Annotated in this window: 11 protein-coding genes; 3 read left to right on the forward strand and 8 right to left on the reverse strand. The window is 61.2% G+C overall.

Annotation, left to right across the window (positions count from 1 at the left end; all coding sequences use genetic code 11):
* Positions 1–79: 79 nt before the first annotated feature.
* Positions 80–562 (reverse strand): Lrp/AsnC family transcriptional regulator, encoded by a 483-nt coding sequence (locus ACTD9P_RS04335; protein ID WP_438866826.1) that lies wholly within the window; start codon positions 560–562, stop codon positions 80–82.
* 125 nt (positions 563–687) lie between these two features.
* Between ACTD9P_RS04335 and ACTD9P_RS04340 the strand changes: the two genes are divergently transcribed.
* From ACTD9P_RS04340 to pbpC, 3 genes are all read left to right on the forward strand, one after another.
* A complete protein-coding gene (locus tag ACTD9P_RS04340) occupies positions 688–1317 on the forward strand; it encodes a LysE family translocator (protein WP_438866827.1) in 630 nt (209 codons plus the stop codon).
* A 78-nt stretch (positions 1318–1395) separates the two neighbouring features.
* On the forward strand, positions 1396–7212 hold the full coding sequence (locus ACTD9P_RS04345; protein ID WP_438866828.1) for an MG2 domain-containing protein: 5817 nt from the start codon (positions 1396–1398) through the stop codon (positions 7210–7212).
* Positions 7193–9502 (forward strand): penicillin-binding protein 1C, encoded by a 2310-nt coding sequence (gene pbpC / locus ACTD9P_RS04350; RefSeq protein ID WP_438866829.1) that lies wholly within the window; start codon positions 7193–7195, stop codon positions 9500–9502. The genes ACTD9P_RS04345 and pbpC overlap by 20 nt, the downstream gene beginning before the upstream one ends.
* Before the next feature lie 135 nt (positions 9503–9637).
* Here pbpC and ACTD9P_RS04355 read toward each other — a convergent pair whose 3' ends face one another.
* The 7 genes from ACTD9P_RS04355 to ACTD9P_RS04385 form a co-directional block, all read right to left on the reverse strand.
* Positions 9638–10804 (reverse strand): hypothetical protein, encoded by a 1167-nt coding sequence (locus tag ACTD9P_RS04355; protein WP_438866830.1) that lies wholly within the window; start codon positions 10802–10804, stop codon positions 9638–9640.
* Positions 10801–11382, reverse strand: coding sequence for a LemA family protein (locus ACTD9P_RS04360; protein WP_219337499.1), 582 nt, complete (start codon positions 11380–11382; stop codon positions 10801–10803). The genes ACTD9P_RS04355 and ACTD9P_RS04360 overlap by 4 nt, the downstream gene beginning before the upstream one ends.
* A gap of 108 nt (positions 11383–11490) precedes the next feature.
* Entirely contained in the window at positions 11491–12690 is a 1200-nt protein-coding gene (locus tag ACTD9P_RS04365; protein WP_438866831.1) for a Fic family protein, read from the reverse strand.
* Between the two features lie 128 nt (positions 12691–12818).
* Positions 12819–14339 carry a class I adenylate-forming enzyme family protein gene (locus ACTD9P_RS04370; RefSeq protein WP_438866832.1) on the reverse strand — a complete coding sequence of 507 codons (1521 nt, stop codon included), beginning with the start codon at positions 14337–14339 and terminating at the stop codon, positions 12819–12821.
* A gap of 125 nt (positions 14340–14464) precedes the next feature.
* Positions 14465–14875, reverse strand: coding sequence for an avidin-fold protein (locus tag ACTD9P_RS04375; protein ID WP_438866833.1), 411 nt, complete (start codon positions 14873–14875; stop codon positions 14465–14467).
* 45 nt (positions 14876–14920) lie between these two features.
* Positions 14921–16753 carry a glutamine--fructose-6-phosphate transaminase (isomerizing) gene (glmS, locus tag ACTD9P_RS04380; protein WP_219337502.1) on the reverse strand — a complete coding sequence of 611 codons (1833 nt, stop codon included), beginning with the start codon at positions 16751–16753 and terminating at the stop codon, positions 14921–14923.
* Between the two features lie 10 nt (positions 16754–16763).
* Entirely contained in the window at positions 16764–17531 is a 768-nt protein-coding gene (locus ACTD9P_RS04385) for a DeoR/GlpR family DNA-binding transcription regulator (RefSeq protein ID WP_138813207.1), read from the reverse strand.
* Between the last annotated feature and the right edge of the window lie 177 nt (positions 17532–17708).

Consider the following 17708-nt stretch of genomic DNA (forward strand, 5'->3'; position numbering starts at 1 on the left):
GCCGAAATATTGACTGGAAAACCGCTTTCGCGAGCAAGCCCGCTCCCACATGTGCCTTGTGGTGGTTTCAGGTCCTCACTCAGACCGGCAAATGCCCCAGCGGCAGCGCCCCTGGGGTTTTCACGGTCTGGATCGCGAAGTTGCTGCGAATATCCCTCACCCCCGGCAGCTTCAACAGGCTACCGGTCACAAACCGCTCATACCCGCGCAAATCCGTCACCACCACCTGCAACAGAAAGTCCGACTCCCCCGACACCAGGAACGCCGAGATAACCTCAGGCAATGCCAGCACCGCTTCACGAAAGGCATTGGCCTCAGTGTCGTTATGGCGTTCCACTTTCACGCCGACAAACACCATCATACCCAGCCCCACTTCATCGCGGTCGAGGGTGGCTTGATAGCCGCGAATCACGCCCGCCTCTTCCAATAGCCGAACACGGCGCAAACAGGGCGAGGCGGACAGGCCGATCTCATCAGCTAATTGCACATTGCTCAGGCGCCCATCGCGTTGCAGGGCTTCAAGGATCTTGCGGTCAAAAGCATCAAGCTTGAGATTTGGCATAAGTGAATGGCCGAGGTAATTTTTAGTGGCAGATAGTGCCAAGATTGCCGATTACCTGGCTGATAACGCAAGCACCTGCCCCGCCTTCGCGCCCTAGAATTGGCAAACAATTTTCGGGGGTGAGAATGTCAGAACTCTGGTTATTTCTAGCGGCGCTGTCGGTGGCGTATCTGTTGCCGGGACCGGACATGATTCTGCTGCTGCAAACCGGCGCACGTCAGGGCAAAGCCTTGGCGCTGACCACGGCAATCGGCTTGGGGCTCGCCCGGGCATGCCATGTCGCGTTGGCGGGTATGGGCCTGGCGACCTTGTTCAAAGTCGCTCCCTGGACCTTTGATGTGGTGCGTCTGGGCGGGGCCGCCTATTTGTTGTGGTTGGGTGTGCAGTGCCTGCGCGCCAATATGTTGCCCTCGCTCGAAGCGAGCCAAGGCGCACCTTCGGGGCATGCCTGGCGTGTGGCGCTGCAACGCGGACTGCTCACCAACTTGCTCAACCCCAAGGCGCTGCTGTTCTGCTCAGTGCTATTGCCGCAGTTCATCAACCCGCAAGCCGGCCCGGTGGCGGCGCAGTTTGTATGGCTTGGCGTGACTCTGGTGGGCGTGGGTTTCGTGTTCGACAGTTGCTACGCCCTGGCCGGGGCACGTATCGGCCGTTGGCTGGCGCACAATCGCCACGCGCAGCGCATGCAGCAGTGGCTGTTTGGCAGTCTTTTAATCGGTTTTGCGGTACGCCTCACCTTTGTGCAACACGCCTGAGCACGCTGACCACTTCACGTCATCTTTTGTATCAAAGACGCGTGTAAGATAGGCCGCACTTTGCCAGGGATGCTCACCATGTTCGATTCGTTGAAAGCGATCAGCCGCCGGATTATCGGCGCTTTATTGACTGTGGTGAGTGCCGTCTTTGGCCAATGGCAGCCGCCAGCCTGGCTGCGAGCCACGGGCCGTGGCGTGGGGAACCTGGGCAGTAAAGCCCGCGCCCATCCGCGCCAGGCGGGTGCCGGGGTCTTGGGGCTGGTGCTGCTGGCCGCTGCTGGTTTCTACGGCTGGCACTGGTATTCAAATTTGCCGCAGCCCCATACCGTGGGTTATTCGCTGCATAAGCCGAACCTGACCGATTACACCCAGCAGCCTGCGGTTGTGGATAACTTGCAGGTGCGTTTTGCCGAGTCCGTGGCTCCGCTGGCGGCCATTGGCAAGCCGGTCACTGAAGGCATTACCCTTAAACCCGCTGTAGCCGGTGCCTGGCGCTGGTCCGACGACCGCACCTTATTGTTCGTGCCGGAAAAAGACTGGCCTGTGGACGCCCATTACACGCTCGACCTGGCCAAGAAACAGCTGCTGGCTGACGGCGTGCTGCTGAGCCAATACAGCAGCCAGTTCTCGACCCAACCGTTCCGCGCCACCCTGGCGCAAAACGAGCTGTACCAGGACCCGTCCAACCCGACGCTGAAACAGCTGGTGGCGACCTTCCACTTTTCCCACCCGGTGGATGAAGACAACCTGCGCAAGCGCGTCTCGGTGACCCTCGGCAAAGGCCTGGCCTACCGCGACGCTCAGTTGCCCAACCGCCCGGAAGTCACCTTTGACGACCTCAAGCTCAACGCCTACGTGCGCTCCGCCGCCCTGGCCACGCCACTGGAAAGCACGCCGGTCAGCGCCAAGCTCGATGAAGGCATCAAGGCCCGTGACGGCGGCAATGCCAGCACCGCGCCATTGGTGGCGGAAGTCACCGTGCCCGGCCGTTATCGCCTGACGTTTACCGCTGCCGAAGTCAGTTTTGTCGACAACGAGCGCGGCGAACCGGAGCCGGTATTGATGTTCAGCAGCTCCAGCGCCGTGGCCGATGACACCATCGCCGGCAAGGTCCAGGCCTGGCTGCTGCCGGCCAAGGCCGAAGACGACACGCGCCCTTACACCAGCAACGATATCGACGACGCAATGCTGGCGCGCAGCACCAAGGTCAGCTTGACCCACGTGCCCAGCGTCGAGCCGCTGAACACCCTGCATGCCTTCAAGTTCAAAGCCCCGGCCGGCCGCGCGTTGTACGTGCGCGTGCCTGCCAACCTGGAAGCCATTGGCGGTTATCTGGCGAAAAACCCTACCGCCTCGCTGATCAGCATGCCGGCATATCCGCGCACTCTGCAGTTCTTGTCCGACGGCGCTCTGCTGAGCCTCAACGGCGAAAAACGCCTGGGCTTCATGGCCCGTGGCGTGCCCGGCGCCCATGTGGAAATCGCCCGCCTGCTGCCCAACCAGTTGCAGCATTTGGTCGACCAAAGCAGCGGCAGCTTCGCCCGGCCGAATTTCGGCAATGAATACTTTGACCGCATGGTTGAGCGTCAGTCGCTGGATATTGCGTTGTCGTCCAATGACCCGGCGAAAACCGTCTACGACAACGTGGACCTGAGCCACTACCTCACCGCCAATGGCGGCCGTCGCGGTATTTTCGTGCTCAAGCTGAGCCCGCAGGATGACCCGGCCGAGCGCACGTTCGAGTACGAGCGCAACAGCACCAGCGACCTGCGTTTTATCGTGGTTACCGACCTGGGCATCATCGCCAAACGCTCCAGCGACGGCAGCCACGATGTGTATGTGCAGTCCATCGGCAACGGTTCGCCGGTGGCTGATGCACAAGTGGACATCATGGGTCGCAACGGTCTACCGGTCGCCAGCGGCCGCACCGACGCTGAAGGCCACGCGCATTTCGCCAAGCTGGATGAACTGCGCCGTGAGAAAACGCCGCTGATGTATGTGGTCACGCGCGGCAACGACCAGTCGTTCCTGCCGATTGCCCGTCAGTCCCAGCAGTTGGACTTTTCACGCTTCGATGTAGGTGGTTTGGAAGAAGACGGCGCGATTAATCGCCTCAGCGCGTACATGTTCACCGACCGTGGCCTGTACCGCCCGGGCGAGACCGCGCACCTGGGCATGATCGTGCGCAGCGGCGACTGGAAAGGTGCCTTGCAAGGCCTGCCGGTTGAACTGCAAATCACCGACCCGCGTGGCCTGGAAGTGATTCGCCAGCCGCTGAAGCTGTCCACCAGCGGCTTTGAAACCTTTGATTTCCCCAGCAGTGAAGTCGCGCCCGCCGGGGAGTACACCGCGACCTTGCAGCTGATTGGCCAGAAAAACACCCGCACCGACCTGGGCAGCGTCAGCTTCAAGGTCCGCGACTTTGAGCCGGACCGCATGAAGGTCAGCCTGAGCCTGCACGACACGCCGGTATTGGGCTGGATCCCGCCGGACCAAGTGGTGGCCAAAGTCACCGCCATGCACCTGTTCGGCGCCCCGGCAGCCGGCCGGCGTGTCACGGCGAAGATGTCCCTGAGCCCGACGCTCGCGGCCTTTGACCGTTACCCGGACTACCGCTTCCGCCTCAACGACTCCCTGGAAGAAGCCAGCACCGAAGACCTGGCTGAAACCACCGTCGACGACAACGGCCAGGCCGTGCTCGACCTCAACCTGCAACGCTTCGCCAGCAGCACCTATCGCCTGCAAGTGATGACCCAGGTGTTCGAGGCCGAAGGTGGCCGCAACGTGGCCGCGCAAAGTGCGCTGCTGGTGTCGTCCGCGCCTTATCTGGTCGGTGTGAAAAGTCAGGATTCGCTGTCGTACGTCGCCAAGGACGCCCCGCGCCAGGTGCAATGGCTCGCCGTCGCGCCGGACCTCACGCCGATGGCAGTGGATGGCCTGACCAGCGAAGTGGTCGAGCACCGCTATGTATCGGTGCTGGTGAAACAGTCCAACGGCACTTACAAATACGAGTCGCGCATCAAGAACATCAGCCAACCGGCCTCACCGCTGACGATGACCAAGGACGGCGCCAAGCAGACGCTCAACACCGGCACGCCGGGTGATTTCACCCTGCAAGTCAAAGACGCCAATGGCCGCCTGCTCAACCAGATCGACTACAGCGTGGCCGGGCACGGCAACACCTCGCGCTCGCTGGAGCGCAACGCCGAACTGCAACTGCGCCTGGATAAACGCAGCTATGCCACCGGCGATGAGATTGCGATCAGCATCCGCGCGCCGTACACCGGTGCCGGCTTGATCACCATCGAACGTGACAAGGTTTACACCCAGCAGTGGTTCAAGGCCGACAGCACCAACAGCGTGCAACATATCCGCGTGCCTGCGGGGCTTGAGGGCAATGCCTACGTCAACGTGCAGTTTGTGCGCGACATGGGTTCGCCTGAGGTTTATATGAGCCCGCTGTCTTACGGCGTGGTGCCGTTCAGCATCAACCTGGATGCGCGGCGCATGGCGCTCAAGGTTGAAGGCCCGGAGAAAATCGAGCCGGGGCAGACCCTGGATATCAAGGTCACCGCCGACCGCCCAGGCCGCGCGGTGGTTTACGCGGTGGACGAAGGCATCCTGCAAGTGGCGCGTTACCAGACACCCGACCCGTTGGGCTTCTTCTTCCAGAAACGCGCATTGGAGGTTGGCACCAGTCAGATCCTTGACCTGATCCTGCCGGAATTCAGCCGCCTGCTCAGTGGGGCAGCGCCCGGTGGTGACACCGAAGGCGCGCTGGCCAACCACCTCAACCCGTTCAAGCGTAAACACCAGCCGCCCGTGGCCTGGTGGTCCGGGTTGGTTGACCTGCCGGCCGGTGAAACCGTGCTGCATTACCAGGTGCCGGACAGCTTCAACGGCAAGCTGCACCTGTTTGCGGTGGCAGTGGACAGTGACAGCGTGGGCGTCAGCGAGGCCAATACCGAAGTGCGCGGGCCGATTGTGATCACACCGAACGTGCCGGCCTTTGTGGCGCCGGGGGACGTGTTCAATGTGAGCGCCGGGGTGTTCAGTAACCTCGACGCGGCAGCGGACGTGAAGTTTGAAGTGCAGACCAGCGACGGGCTAAACGTGCAGGGCGACAAAGGCAGTACCCTGTCGCTGCAACCGCGCAAGGAAGGCACTGCCGAGTTCAAGATCAAGGTCGGTGAAACCCTCGGCTCCGCGGACCTGCGTTTTGTCGCGGTACTGCCGAACGGCAAACGTATCCAGGTCGCAGAAACCACGTCGATCCGCCCACTGAGCGAGCATCGCGTGGCCTTGAGCCTGGGCCGGTTCGACAGCGCCAGCAAAGAGCTGAAACCGACGCGTGAGCTGTTCAGCCAATTGCGCGATGTGCAACTGGGTGTGGCCGCCTCGCCACTGGTATGGGCCAACGGCCTCAAGCATTACCTGGATGACTACGGCTACGCCTGCACCGAGCAATTGGTGTCCAAGGCCATGCCGGCGTTGATCTGGGGCGGTACCGCACCAGAAGCCGAACAAGCCTTCAGCGGCGCAGTGCGCATGCTGCGCCAGCGCCAGAACTCGGCCGGTGGCTTTGGTTTGTGGGCCGCCAACCCGGATGTGGCGCCGTATGCCAGCCTGTACGCCACCGACTTCCTGATCGAAGCCAAGGAACGCGGGCTGCCGGTGCCGGAAGACCTGCTGGCGCGCTCCAACGCCTACCTGACCGACTTGGCCAATGGCCCAAGCGAAGGTCTGTCGGAATTGCGCAACCGTGCCTACGCCAGTTACCTCTTGAGCCGTCAGGGAATTCTGGTGAGCGGCGCCTTGAGCGATATCCGCGAGCGTTATGAGAGCTACTTCAAAGACACCTGGCAGAACGACTTGGGCGCCGCTTACCTGGCGGCCAGTTACAAGCTGCTCAAGCAGGATCGTCAGGCCGATACCTTGTTCCGCAAAATCCCGTGGCGTTCGCTGGTGGATAAGTGGGAGAGCGATGGCCTGTATTACGACCCGCTGGTACACGATGCCGAGCACTTGCACCTGCTGGCGCGTCACTTCCCCGAGTTGCTTGACGATGTACCGACGGCGCTGCTGGATAAACTCGGCAAGCGCCTGAACGAACAGCGTTACAACTCGCTGTCGGCCGCCCTGCTGCTGCGCGCCCTGGACAATTATGGCCAGCGCGCCCAGAGCGACATGACCCTAAAGGCCACCGCCTGGCTCGGCGACAAGCAACAGCAATTGCTGGAGATGGCCGGCCAGCCGCCGCGCGCCGCCGTGCCGGGTAAAACGCAGAAGCTGGTGATGGAAAAAACCGACGGACCGGCCGCCTTCTACATGCTCAGCGAAGCCGGTTTCGACAAGGGCGCCAAGCTCAAGCCAATCAACAATGGCCTGGAGATCATCCACGAATACCTCGACCTCAAAGGCGAGCCAGTGAGCAAAGTCGCGGTGGGCGACGAGTTCCTGGTGCGCCTGCGCCTGCGCGCCACCGACCGTGACCAAGTGCAGCAAGTGGCCGTGGTCGACTTGCTGCCAGGCGGTGTCGAGCCTGTGTATAACTTGCCGCCGGAGCCGGAAGCGGCCGCCAGCAACGAAGAAAGTGAAAGTGAGGGCGACGATTCCGAGTACGTGGAAACCGCAGACGGTGATGAAGGTGATGCCTGGCAGGCGCCGATCGGCGAGACCGAGCTGAGCAACTGGCAGCCGGACTACGTGGACGTGCGCGATGATCGGGTGGTGTTGTATGGCACCGCGCTGCGCGATGTAGGCACTTTCGTGTACCGCGTGCGCGCCACCAACGCAGGGACGTTCAATACGCCACCGGCCTATGCCGAAGGCATGTACGAAACCACCCTGCAAGGGCGCGGCAAAGTAGGCCAGCTTGAAATTACCAAGCCTTAAACGCCTGACGCCGCTGCTTGCAGCGGCGGTACTCTTTGCAGGCACGCTGGCGGGGCTGCGATGGTGGCCCCACGCCCCACTCGAACAGGCCGTCACCTCGTCCCGCGTGGTGTTGGCCGACGACGGCTCGCTGCTGCGCATGACCTTGGCGCAGGACGGGCAATATCGCCTGTGGCTGCCGCTGGAACGCATGTCGCCTTCACTGGTCGAGGCGTTGCTGCTTAAGGAAGACCGCAATTTCTATTGGCACCCGGGCATCAACCCCCCGGCGTTGCTGCGCGCGGCCATGGCTACCTACAGCGGCGGCCAGCGCCAGGGCGGTTCGACCTTGAGCATGCAGCTGGCGCGGCGGCTGTGGGACCTCAACACCCGCCAAGTGCCGGGCAAGTTGCAGCAAATGGCCCTGGCGCTGTGGCTGGAAGCGCGCTACAGCAAGCACGATATCCTTGAGGCTTACCTGAACCTGGCGCCCATGGGCGGCAATATCGAAGGCGCCGAAGCGGCCAGCCGGATTTACTTTGGCAAGTCGGCGGCGCAGCTGTCGTTGTCCGAAGCGCTGGCGCTGGCGGTGATCCCGCAGCAACCGGGGCGGCGCGCGCGCTTCGGGCCGTCGCTGCAACATGCGCGGCTGCGCTTGATGGCCGATTGGCGCGAAACTTATCCACAGGACCCGCGTAACGACAGTTTGCTCGACTTGCCCCTGGAGGCGCGCAACCGCCAGCAGATACCGTTTCTAGCACCGCACTTGAGCGAACAGCTGCTGGCGTCGCAACCCGGCAACGAACTCAACTCAACCCTCAACCTGCCTTTGCAGCAACTGCTCGAACGCTTGATCACAGGCTTTATTGCCGAGCGGCGCAGTACCGGTGTGGAAAACGCCACGGCCCTCCTTGTGGACAGCCGCGACCAGAGCGTCAAGGCGCTGGTAGGTTCGGCGGATTACTTATCCACAGGCATCCACGGGCAGGTCAACGGCGTGTTGTCGCGGCGCTCGCCGGGGTCGACGCTCAAGCCGTTTCTGTATGGGTTGGCGCTGGATCAGGGGGTTATCCACCCCATGAGCATCCTCAAGGATTTGCCCAGTAACTTCGGCTACTTCCAGCCGGAAAATTTCGATGGCAGTTTTGTCGGGCCCCTGACGGCGCGGGATGCGTTGATCCGTAGTCGCAATATTCCGGCGGTATGGCTCGCCAGCCAGGTGCAGTCGCCCTCGCTGTATGGCTTGCTGCAACGCGCCGGTATCAAAGGTTTGCGTGGGGAAAGCCATTACGGCCTGGCCCTGGCCTTGGGCGGCGGCGAGATGACGCCGGAGGAACTGGCGCGCCTGTATGTGATGCTGGCAGGTGACGGGCATTTGCGGCCTCTGCGCTATTTGCAGGAACAGCCGCAAACCACCGGCGCGCAACTGCTCACGCCTCAAGCAGCGTTTATGGTGCGCGACATGCTGCGCCGCAACCCGCGCCCGGACGGCCTGCCCGGCCGCCACTGGCGCACAGCCTGGAAAACCGGCACCTCATGGGGCTTTCACGATGCCTGGAGCGCGGGCCTGGTGGGGCCGTATGTGCTGGTGGTGTGGGTGGGCAATTTTGATGGGCGGCCGAACCCGACGTTTATCGGCGCCAAAACCGCCGCGCCGTTGTTCTTCCGGATCGCCGACGCCCTGCCGCTGGCCTTGCCCAACGTGGTGATCAAGCCCGACAAGCCGCCCGCCGGGCTGGTGCGCATCGACGTGTGCGCGGCCTCCGGCGAGCTGCCCAACCGCTGGTGCCCGCAAACCCGCAAGACCTGGTACATCCCCGGCGTGTCGCCGATTCGCGTGTCCAACCTGCATCGCCCGGTACTGATCGACACACGCACCGGCAAGGCCGCATGCCCGCCGTTCGAGCCGCAATACACCCGCGAAGAAGTCTTCGAATTCTGGCCCAGCGACGTGCAGCGCCTGTACCGCGCCGCCGGCCTGCCCCGGCGCACGCCGCCTAATGTGATGAAAAATTGCCAGCCCAACCGCATCAGCGACCAAAGCGAAGCGCCGCAGATTCGCTCGCCGCTGACCCAGGTGAGCTACCAGTTGCGCCTGTCCCAGCCGCAGGAAAGTATCCCGCTCAATGCCAACGCCGCCAGCGACGCGACCACGCTGTACTGGTTTGCCGACCAGACGCTGATCGGCCAAGGCCCGCCGCAGACCACGTTGAACTGGCGGCCGGGCAAGTCGGGCGAGTATCGGTTGCGGGTCAGCGATGATCAGGGCCGCAGCGCTAGCCGCGGGCTGAAAGTGGAGTTTGTGCCCTGAGCTGGCTAAGCGCAGATCCCTGTGGGAGTGGGCTTGCCCGCGATAGCGGTGGGTCAGTCAATATTACTGTTGGCTGGGCTGACGTCTTCGCGGGCAAGCCCGCTCCCACAGGGGATCTGCTGTGCGACTCGCTGATCAGGCGTCTTCGTCGCCGAAGCTGGCTTTGCCTACGCGCTTGGCGTAATGGTTGTACGCCGCGCCGAGCTTTCTCTGCTCGAAGATCGAGAACACCAGGGTGCCCAGCAGGATCAGCATCCACACCAGAAACAACTTCATCGTATCCACATGGGCAACGAACAGCAGCAGGGTCACAACGCCGCCAATCACCATGCCCAACCCCATCCATGCCCCCAGTACGCGCCCCACGGCCAGGCGAATACCTTTGGGCAGGACCAGCCGCGTGGCCATCATGACGACGATAAGGGTCAAAAAGAAGCCAAACGCAGCCATGAACGGAATCTGAAAGCCGCCTTCGCGGTATAGCCAAGCAAGCAGCTGATAGAACGGGCCCCGTTCGGCCATCTGTGGATAAGTCTCGGGGCCGGGCAAATGCAGTTGAGCGAAGTGCGCAGGCGTCATGGCCATGACGCCCACCCCGAGCAGCGCTATCACGGCACCATAAAAACCACCGGCACGCCATAAAGGCGCCAGCACTCGGCGGTTTTCCACATCCTCTGTCAATGCCACGCCAAACACCGCCTTCGGGTGTTTGCCCTGTGAAATAACCGTTTGGCCTTCTCGCTCACCGGCGTCGCCAATCAGCATCACGTCCAGGTCCTGGACCAACAGGATTTCACCCTGGCGGCGGGAACTGCCCAGCAGCTCATACTCGACAGGCGATTTATTGCCAAACAGGTCAATCCCTTCAGCAATCACGCGGACCTCACCGCTGGCGTCCTGCAGCCGGAAGTCATGACAGCGCGCCTCACCCAACACCCGGCTCCAACTCCAATCGCCGTCCTTGTCTTTGGTCCCCTCTTCGACAATCAACACGTAACCCACGCACGGCTTGCCGTAGACCGGCGACAGCATGGTCTGGTCGGCGACCACCTTGCCGCGCACTTCCACCAGGCCCATGGCCAGCGAACGAATCTGACTGGTGGCCAGGCGCTGCTCGGTTTTGTAGAAACTGGGGCCGAAGCTGACCAGCAAACCGACCAGAATGCCCACGGGGAAAAACAGCGCGATCAGGATGTTTGGCGCGTAAACCATCAAGGCGATAAAGCCGGCAAGGAACACCAGCGCCAGCGCGGTTTTCCACCTCGGCTTTTTCACCACAACGCCTGCCTGGGTGGTTTTCATGCCCCCGGCACCTCAAGCTTCACGCCTTCGTAGCGGGTTTCTTCGGCGCTGATGGCCAACAGCGGAATGCGCTGATAGCTGAGCATCCGCGCAAAGAACAGGTCGGGGAACACCGCGATGGCGATGTTGTAGAGGTTTACCGACTCGTTGAAGAACTCACGCCGGTCAGCAATGCGCTCCTCCACAGCCGAGATAGCCTGTTGCAACTCAACCATGTTCGGCCCCGAAATCAGCGCCGGATAACTCTCCGCCACCGCAATCACCGACTTGAGCGCCGCGTTGAGTTGGTTGGAGGCATCGACCTTAGCATTGAGACTGCTGGCGTTCAGGTATTGAGTGCGCGCATCGCTCAAACGCGTGAACAGCGCGTTCTCATGGTTCATGGCGGTCTGCACCACGCGCATCAGGTCGGGGATCTGATCGGCCCGTTGCTTGAGCAGCACGTCGATGTTGGCGAAAGCTTTATCCACATCGTTGCGCCGCATCACCAGGCCGTTGTAAACGCCGACCATCCAGCCGATCAGGCCGACGACAATGATCAGCACGACGATACCGGCGATAAGCAGTTCTATGTTCATGATGAAGGCGTTCCCTGGCTGAGTTATCCACAGGGAGGCATTCTAGGGGTAAAGCGCGGTGAAGCACCCGGACTTAGCGCACAGAACCGACAAGCGTGTCGTTCAAGGCTAGAAACGTCTGTGCAAATCGGGAAAGATCGTCTGAGCGAACCACACAGGCAGTCCCGGAAAAATCGACCGTGATTTTGCTGAAGAGGCTTCAACAACCCCCAAAACAATGAGTTTTCTGAGTTGCTCACTGGCGACTCGGTCGTGCAGGCCGGAAAACGTCTTGAAGTCGGCTCGAAGCATCTCGCCTTGGGTCAGCAAGATATGGATCGCTTTGGCCATTTCCTGCTTCACGCCTGCCTGGATAAATCGCGGCTCAAGCCCGACAACCCGTTCCAGCCGGTGGCGCAAGGACACAAGGTCCATGGCTTGCTCGACATAGTCCATTTGATCGATGCAAACCTGCAGCATGAATTCCACAAAACCAAACAAACCCGCTTGGGTGAGTTGACCCCGACCATCCAGATCGCCTCGGCGAGGCTGATCCGCTGCGCGCAAATGGGCGTAGTATTCATCCTGCTTACGCGCCAACCCTCTGGACAGTGACCACAATGGGGAAGCAAGCCCAAGCCGCATCAGTTGCAGGTGGGTCATCATGCGTACAACCCGGCCATTGCCATCTTCAAAGGGGTGCACGAAAGCAAGGCGATGATGGTAAGCCAGCGAGCCAAGGATTCGCGGAGTCAGGTCAGGTTGCCTGCCATAGACCTGCTGAAGCCGAGTGAGCATGGGGGTTACAGCTCCCCAGGCTGGCGCAGCATGGTCACCCACCAGAACATTTCGCTGCGCGGCGTCACGCAGTTGGCCAGGCACCAGCAGGTGCCCGTCACCCAGGCGCAAATCTTCATCACTCGCCTCGCGGAAAAGGCGGCGATGAATAACAGACACCAGCTCTGGCGCGAAGAACAGATCCCAAGGGGCGTCCATGGATTGGGGCCGTCGCAAGGCTCTCTCTAACAATTCCTGAACACCAATATGACTTTGGGCGAGAGCTCGCAGCTCCTTTGGGTCACGCCTGGGCACGCGAGCCGACAACGTGACCGGCTCCGTAAACTGGCCCTCGATCAGGTTGCTGTAATAGCTACTGGTGATCCGCATCAAACCGCCTATGCGGTTGGCCGTTTGCCTGGGCAAGAGCCCTGTCAGCTTTCCAGCGCGAAAGCCGAGGGACTCTGCCGTACGCACTGTCGACGCAGGAAACCCCGGAGAAGGCCAGATAGGCTCAAGCCAATGGTTTCCAGAGATAAATTCCTGCGCCATTACGGTTACCTTTTTCCGATTTATTTTCCGATATCTTTTTTCACAATGATCAATATTATCTGGGCTTATCCCGGTTTTAACACCGATATTCAGATTTATTTTTCCGATATTTTTTCCGACTTTTAAATCTAGGAAAAATCTGCATTCAATGCCATACGTATTACCTCATTACGCACCACCTTGCCCAACGCATTGCGCGGGATGACGTCACTCAGCACGATCCGCTGAGGCAACTTGAACGGTGCCAGGCGGGTGCGCAGCCAGGCGAGAATGTCATCCGCCGAGGTGCCCGCTGCATCGGGCGCCAGCTTGACCAGTACGACCACGCGCTGACCCGCTTCGCAATCCGGCGCACCTGCCACCGCCGCATCTGCGACCGCCGGGTGCAGGATCAGCTGGTTTTCCACTTCCACCGGTGAAATCTTGTCGGTAAAGCAGACGATCTGGTCCTTGCAGCGTCCGACAAATCGGTATTCGCCGCCGGGTTCCTGGCGCATCAGGTCGCCAGATGCGAACCAGCCTTTGGGGCTATGGCTGATGATGTCGCCGGGGCCGGTCCAGTAGCCGAGGCTGAGGTTGGGGCCGCGCACTTGCAGTTCGCCCACTGTGCCTGGGGTCACTTCGATACCGTCGGCACCCACCAGGCGTGCGCGGCCCGGCACCAGCTTCAGGGTGTCCCAGGCCGAACCGAAGGCCGTGCTGCCCAGGCATTCCGTCAAGCCATAGGCATTACTCAGTCGCACGTCGAAGGTGCTTTGGAAGGTTTCGGCAACGGCGGGTCGGCACGCGTCGCCACCGATGCCGCACACCCGCAACGAGCTGAGGTCGCGCGCACGCTTGCGCTGGGCGTCCACCAGCGGTTGGCAGATAAACGGCGCGATAAACACCGTAGTGCCACCTTCTTGCTCGATAGCATCGAGCAGTTGGTCGGCGTCGAAGCGACTGAGCATGACCTCCTGACAGCCACGGATAACCGTCGCCAACAACATAAACGAACCGGAGACATGGGCCACCGGCGTGCTGCCGATGGTGCAGGCATCCGCATCCAGCTTCCACGTGCTCAATGCACCGATAACGTGGGAAATCGCCCGCTGGTTATAGGCCACCAGTTTGGGCATGCCGGTGGTGCCGGACGTTGCCAGCAACAGGCACGTGGAGTCGATGTCGGCCGGTACTTTCGCCTGCTGGCGGCTGCCTTCGCCCAACAGCGCATGCCAATGGGTGCTGGTAAAAGTGCGCGTACGCTCAAGTAACGTGTTGTCTATCTGTGAAACAACCGGTTGCAGGTCCGCCTCATGGATAAACAATTTCGGCCGCAGCCACCCCAGAAACTCATCCAGTTCACGGGCGGTGAATTCACACTTGAGCGGCACCATGATCGCCCCGCTCATCATCGCGGCAAACAGGAAAACCGCGTACAGCGGCGAGGTGCGCACCAGCATGACAACCCGATCACCCGGCTCGATGCCCGCCCGCTTGAGCCCATCGCTCAGGCGCACCACTTCAGTGGCCAGGCGGTGATAGGACCAGATGTCACCGTCGGCAATCAGGGCAACGGCGTTGGGCCGCTCGGCGGCGTGATGGAACAGTGCGTGCAAAGGCGTCTGCGAAGGAGACTGGGCTTCAGCGGGTTCGAAACAGGTCAGCATGATCGTTTTCCAGGGGGCTAGTACCACTCGCGCCTTAGCGCTCTATCCCAAAGGGAACACCTGGAAGTACGGATTTATTTCGTCAAGGTTCAGCTACGTTCACATTGCGTGCAGAAAAACCCCGGCTACCGGAGTTCTGATGCTGTGAGTTCGACATAGCTGGATTTGCCGCCGCCGGTCGCACCCGACAGCCAGCCCCACTCGAAGTCCAGCGTAGTACGCTCGACGTCGTCGATGCCGACAGTGCCACGGGACCAGCCGGCCAGGAGCTCTCCTTGCGTGGTCAGGCACTGGAACAGAAGCTCGATGGAATCCTCGCCTGTCACACGCCCGACCTGCTGCCCCAAGTGGATTCGGCCGCCTTGGTAAGTGCCGGTAATAGCATCACCCTCGACCAGGTAGTGAAATAGCGTGTCGGAACCAGAAAGCCCGTGAGTGTTGTTGGCGACAGCGAACCTGCGATTGTTCAAACGCTCACGGATCGTTGAAAAAGGAGTTTGCTTCAAAACCGAATCCTTTCGTATGACGAGGTCCATTTCGACAGCAACCTGGAGACCCGAGGGCCTCCAGGGTATGGCCTGTTACTCCACCGTCACCGATTTCGCCAGGTTACGCGGCTGGTCAACGTCAGTGCCCTTAAGCACAGCAACGTAGTACGACAGCAGCTGCAACGGGATGGTGTAGAGGATCGGCGACAGGGTGTCGTGGATGTGCGGCATGTTGATGACGTGAGTGCCTTCGCCGTTGGTCATGCCGGCTTTTTCGTCGGCGAACACGATGAGTTGGCCACCACGGGCACGCACTTCCTGCAGGTTGGACTTGAGCTTTTCCAGCAGTTCGTTGTTCGGCGCGACGGTGACAACCGGCATGTCGTCATCCACCAGGGCCAATGGGCCGTGCTTGAGCTCGCCGGCCGGGTAGGCTTCGGCGTGGATGTACGAGATTTCCTTGAGTTTGAGCGAGCCTTCCATCGCCACCGGGTATTGCGCGCCACGGCCGAGGAACAGGGTGTGGTTCTTGTCGGCGAACAGTTCGGCGACTTTTTCCACGGTGCTGTCCATGGCCAGGGCTTCGCCCAGGCGGGTCGGCAGGCGGCGCAGTTCTTCGACCAGGGTGGCTTCGACGCCTTCGGCGAGGGTGCCGCGCACCTGGCCCAGGGACAGGGTCAGCAGCAACAGGCCAACAAGTTGGGTGGTAAAGGCTTTGGTGGACGCCACGCCGATTTCGCGACCGGCCTGGGTCAGCAGGGTCAGGTCGGACTCGCGCACCAGTGAGCTGATGCTGACGTTGCAGATCGCCAGGCTGCCAAGGAAGCCGAGTTCTTTGGCATTACGCAGCGCGGCCAGGGTGTCGGCCGTTTCGCCGGACTGGGAGATGGTCACGAACAGGGTGTCGGGCTGCACCACCACCTTGCGGTAGCGGAACTCGCTGGCAACTTCGACCTGGCACGGGATGCCGGCCAGTTCTTCGAGCCAGTAACGGGCAACCATACCGGCGTGGTAGCTGGTGCCGCAGGCGACGATCTGCACATTGCGCACTTTGGCGAACAGCTCAGCGGCTTGTGGGCCGAAGGCGTTGACCAGCACTTGGTTGTGGCTCAGGCGGCCTTCCAGGGTGCGCTGCACCACGGATGGTTGCTCGTGGATTTCCTTGAGCATGAAGTGGCGGAATTCGCCTTTATCAGCGGCCTCGGCACCGTCGCGGTATTGCACGGCTTCGCGCTCGACCGGCACGCCGTTGACGTCCCAGATCTGCACGCTTTCACGGCGAATGTCGGCGATATCGCCTTCTTCCAGGTACATGAAGCGGTCGGTGACCTGGCGCAGGGCCAGTTGGTCGGAGGCGAGGAAGTTTTCGCCCAGGCCCAGGCCAATCACCAACGGGCTGCCACTGCGCGCGGCCACCACGCGGTCGGGTTGGCTGGCGCAGACCACGGCCAGGCCGTAGGCGCCGTGCAGTTCCTTGACGGTGGCCTTGAGGGCGACGGTCAGGTCGCCAAGGTCCTTGAGCTTGTGGTTGAGCAGATGAGCGATGACTTCGGTGTCGGTGTCCGAGGTGAACACGTAGCCCAAGCCTTTGAGCTGTTCGCGCAGCACTTCGTGGTTTTCGATGATGCCGTTGTGCACCACAGCCAGGTCGCCGGAGAAGTGCGGGTGAGCGTTACGTTCGCACGGCGCACCGTGGGTGGCCCAACGGGTGTGGGCGATACCCAGACGGCCCACCAGCGGCTCGCCGAGCAAAGCTTGTTCCAGCTCGCTGACTTTGCCTGGGCGGCGCATGCGCTCGAGCTTACCGGCGTTGGTAAATACGGCTACACCGGCGCTGTCATAGCCGCGGTATTCCAAGCGCTTGAGACCTTCAAGCAGGATGGCGGTGACGTTGCGTTCAGCGACTGCGCCTACAATTCCACACATGGTGTATCTCCTAGATGATTGCCGCGCATATCAGCGTAATGCCGCGGGCTTGGATCTGGTCGCGGGCCTCAAGCGGCAGGCGATCATCGGTAATAAGGGTATGGACGCTGCTCCAGGGCAGTTCCAGGTTGGGGATCTTGCGGCCGATCTTGTCGGATTCGACCATCACCACCACTTCTCGGGCGACGTCGGCCATGACACGGCTCAGGCCCAGCAGTTCGTTGAAAGTGGTGGTGCCACGTTCCAGATCGATGCCATCGGCTCCGATAAACAACTGATCAAAATCGTAGGAACGCAGCACTTGTTCGGCGACCTGGCCCTGGAAGGAATCCGAATGCGGGTCCCAGGTGCCGCCGGTCATCAACAGCACCGGCTCATGTTCCAACTCGCTAAGGGCGCGGGCCACGTGCAGGGAGTTGGTCATCACCACCAGGCCGGGCTGGGGCCCCAACTGGGGAATCATGGCGGCGGTGGTGCTGCCACTGTCGATGATGATGCGCGCGTGTTCACGCAAGCGCATGACGGCCGCACGGGCAATGGCGCGCTTGTAGGCCGAGATCGGCTGGGCAGCGTCGCCGACCAGTTCCTGGGGCATGGTGATCGCGCCACCATAACGGCGCAGCAGCAGGCCATTGCTTTCAAGGGCGGCAAGGTCTTTGCGGATGGTCACTTCCGAAGTTTCGAAACGTTTGGCCAACTCGTCCACGCTGACTTCGCCCTGTTCATTGAGCAGGGTCAGAATGTTGTGGCGCCGTTGGGGTGTATTTCGTTTCGACATGGTGATGATAAGTTTCGTTTCGAAAGATAACGAAGGCAATCAAAACCTATTGGCAGGAAATCGTCAAGCAGATCGAAAAGTTTTTTGACACAACACTGAGCAAAATGTGGGAGCGGGCTTGCTCGCGAATGCGGTCTGTCAGTCACCTTTTCAGTGCCTGACACGACGCTTTCGCGA

This window comes from Pseudomonas onubensis (genome assembly GCF_965653655.1).
Taxonomy (GTDB): domain Bacteria; phylum Pseudomonadota; class Gammaproteobacteria; order Pseudomonadales; family Pseudomonadaceae; genus Aquipseudomonas.

What these genes read in the sequence shown, in the direction of transcription:
- ACTD9P_RS04335 (WP_438866826.1), bottom strand. Translation starts at nt 562, where the DNA reads ATGCCAAATCTCAAGCTTGATGCTTTTGACCGCAAGATCCTTGAAGCC.
- ACTD9P_RS04340 (WP_438866827.1), top strand. Translation starts at nt 688, where the DNA reads ATGTCAGAACTCTGGTTATTTCTAGCGGCGCTGTCGGTGGCGTATCTG.
- ACTD9P_RS04345 (WP_438866828.1), top strand. Translation starts at nt 1,396, where the DNA reads ATGTTCGATTCGTTGAAAGCGATCAGCCGCCGGATTATCGGCGCTTTA.
- ACTD9P_RS04355 (WP_438866830.1), bottom strand. Translation starts at nt 10,804, where the DNA reads ATGAAAACCACCCAGGCAGGCGTTGTGGTGAAAAAGCCGAGGTGGAAA.
- ACTD9P_RS04360 (WP_219337499.1), bottom strand. Translation starts at nt 11,382, where the DNA reads ATGAACATAGAACTGCTTATCGCCGGTATCGTCGTGCTGATCATTGTC.
- ACTD9P_RS04365 (WP_438866831.1), bottom strand. Translation starts at nt 12,690, where the DNA reads ATGGCGCAGGAATTTATCTCTGGAAACCATTGGCTTGAGCCTATCTGG.
- ACTD9P_RS04370 (WP_438866832.1), bottom strand. Translation starts at nt 14,339, where the DNA reads ATGCTGACCTGTTTCGAACCCGCTGAAGCCCAGTCTCCTTCGCAGACG.
- ACTD9P_RS04375 (WP_438866833.1), bottom strand. Translation starts at nt 14,875, where the DNA reads ATGGACCTCGTCATACGAAAGGATTCGGTTTTGAAGCAAACTCCTTTT.
- glmS (WP_219337502.1), bottom strand. Translation starts at nt 16,753, where the DNA reads ATGTGTGGAATTGTAGGCGCAGTCGCTGAACGCAACGTCACCGCCATC.
- ACTD9P_RS04385 (WP_138813207.1), bottom strand. Translation starts at nt 17,531, where the DNA reads ATGTCGAAACGAAATACACCCCAACGGCGCCACAACATTCTGACCCTG.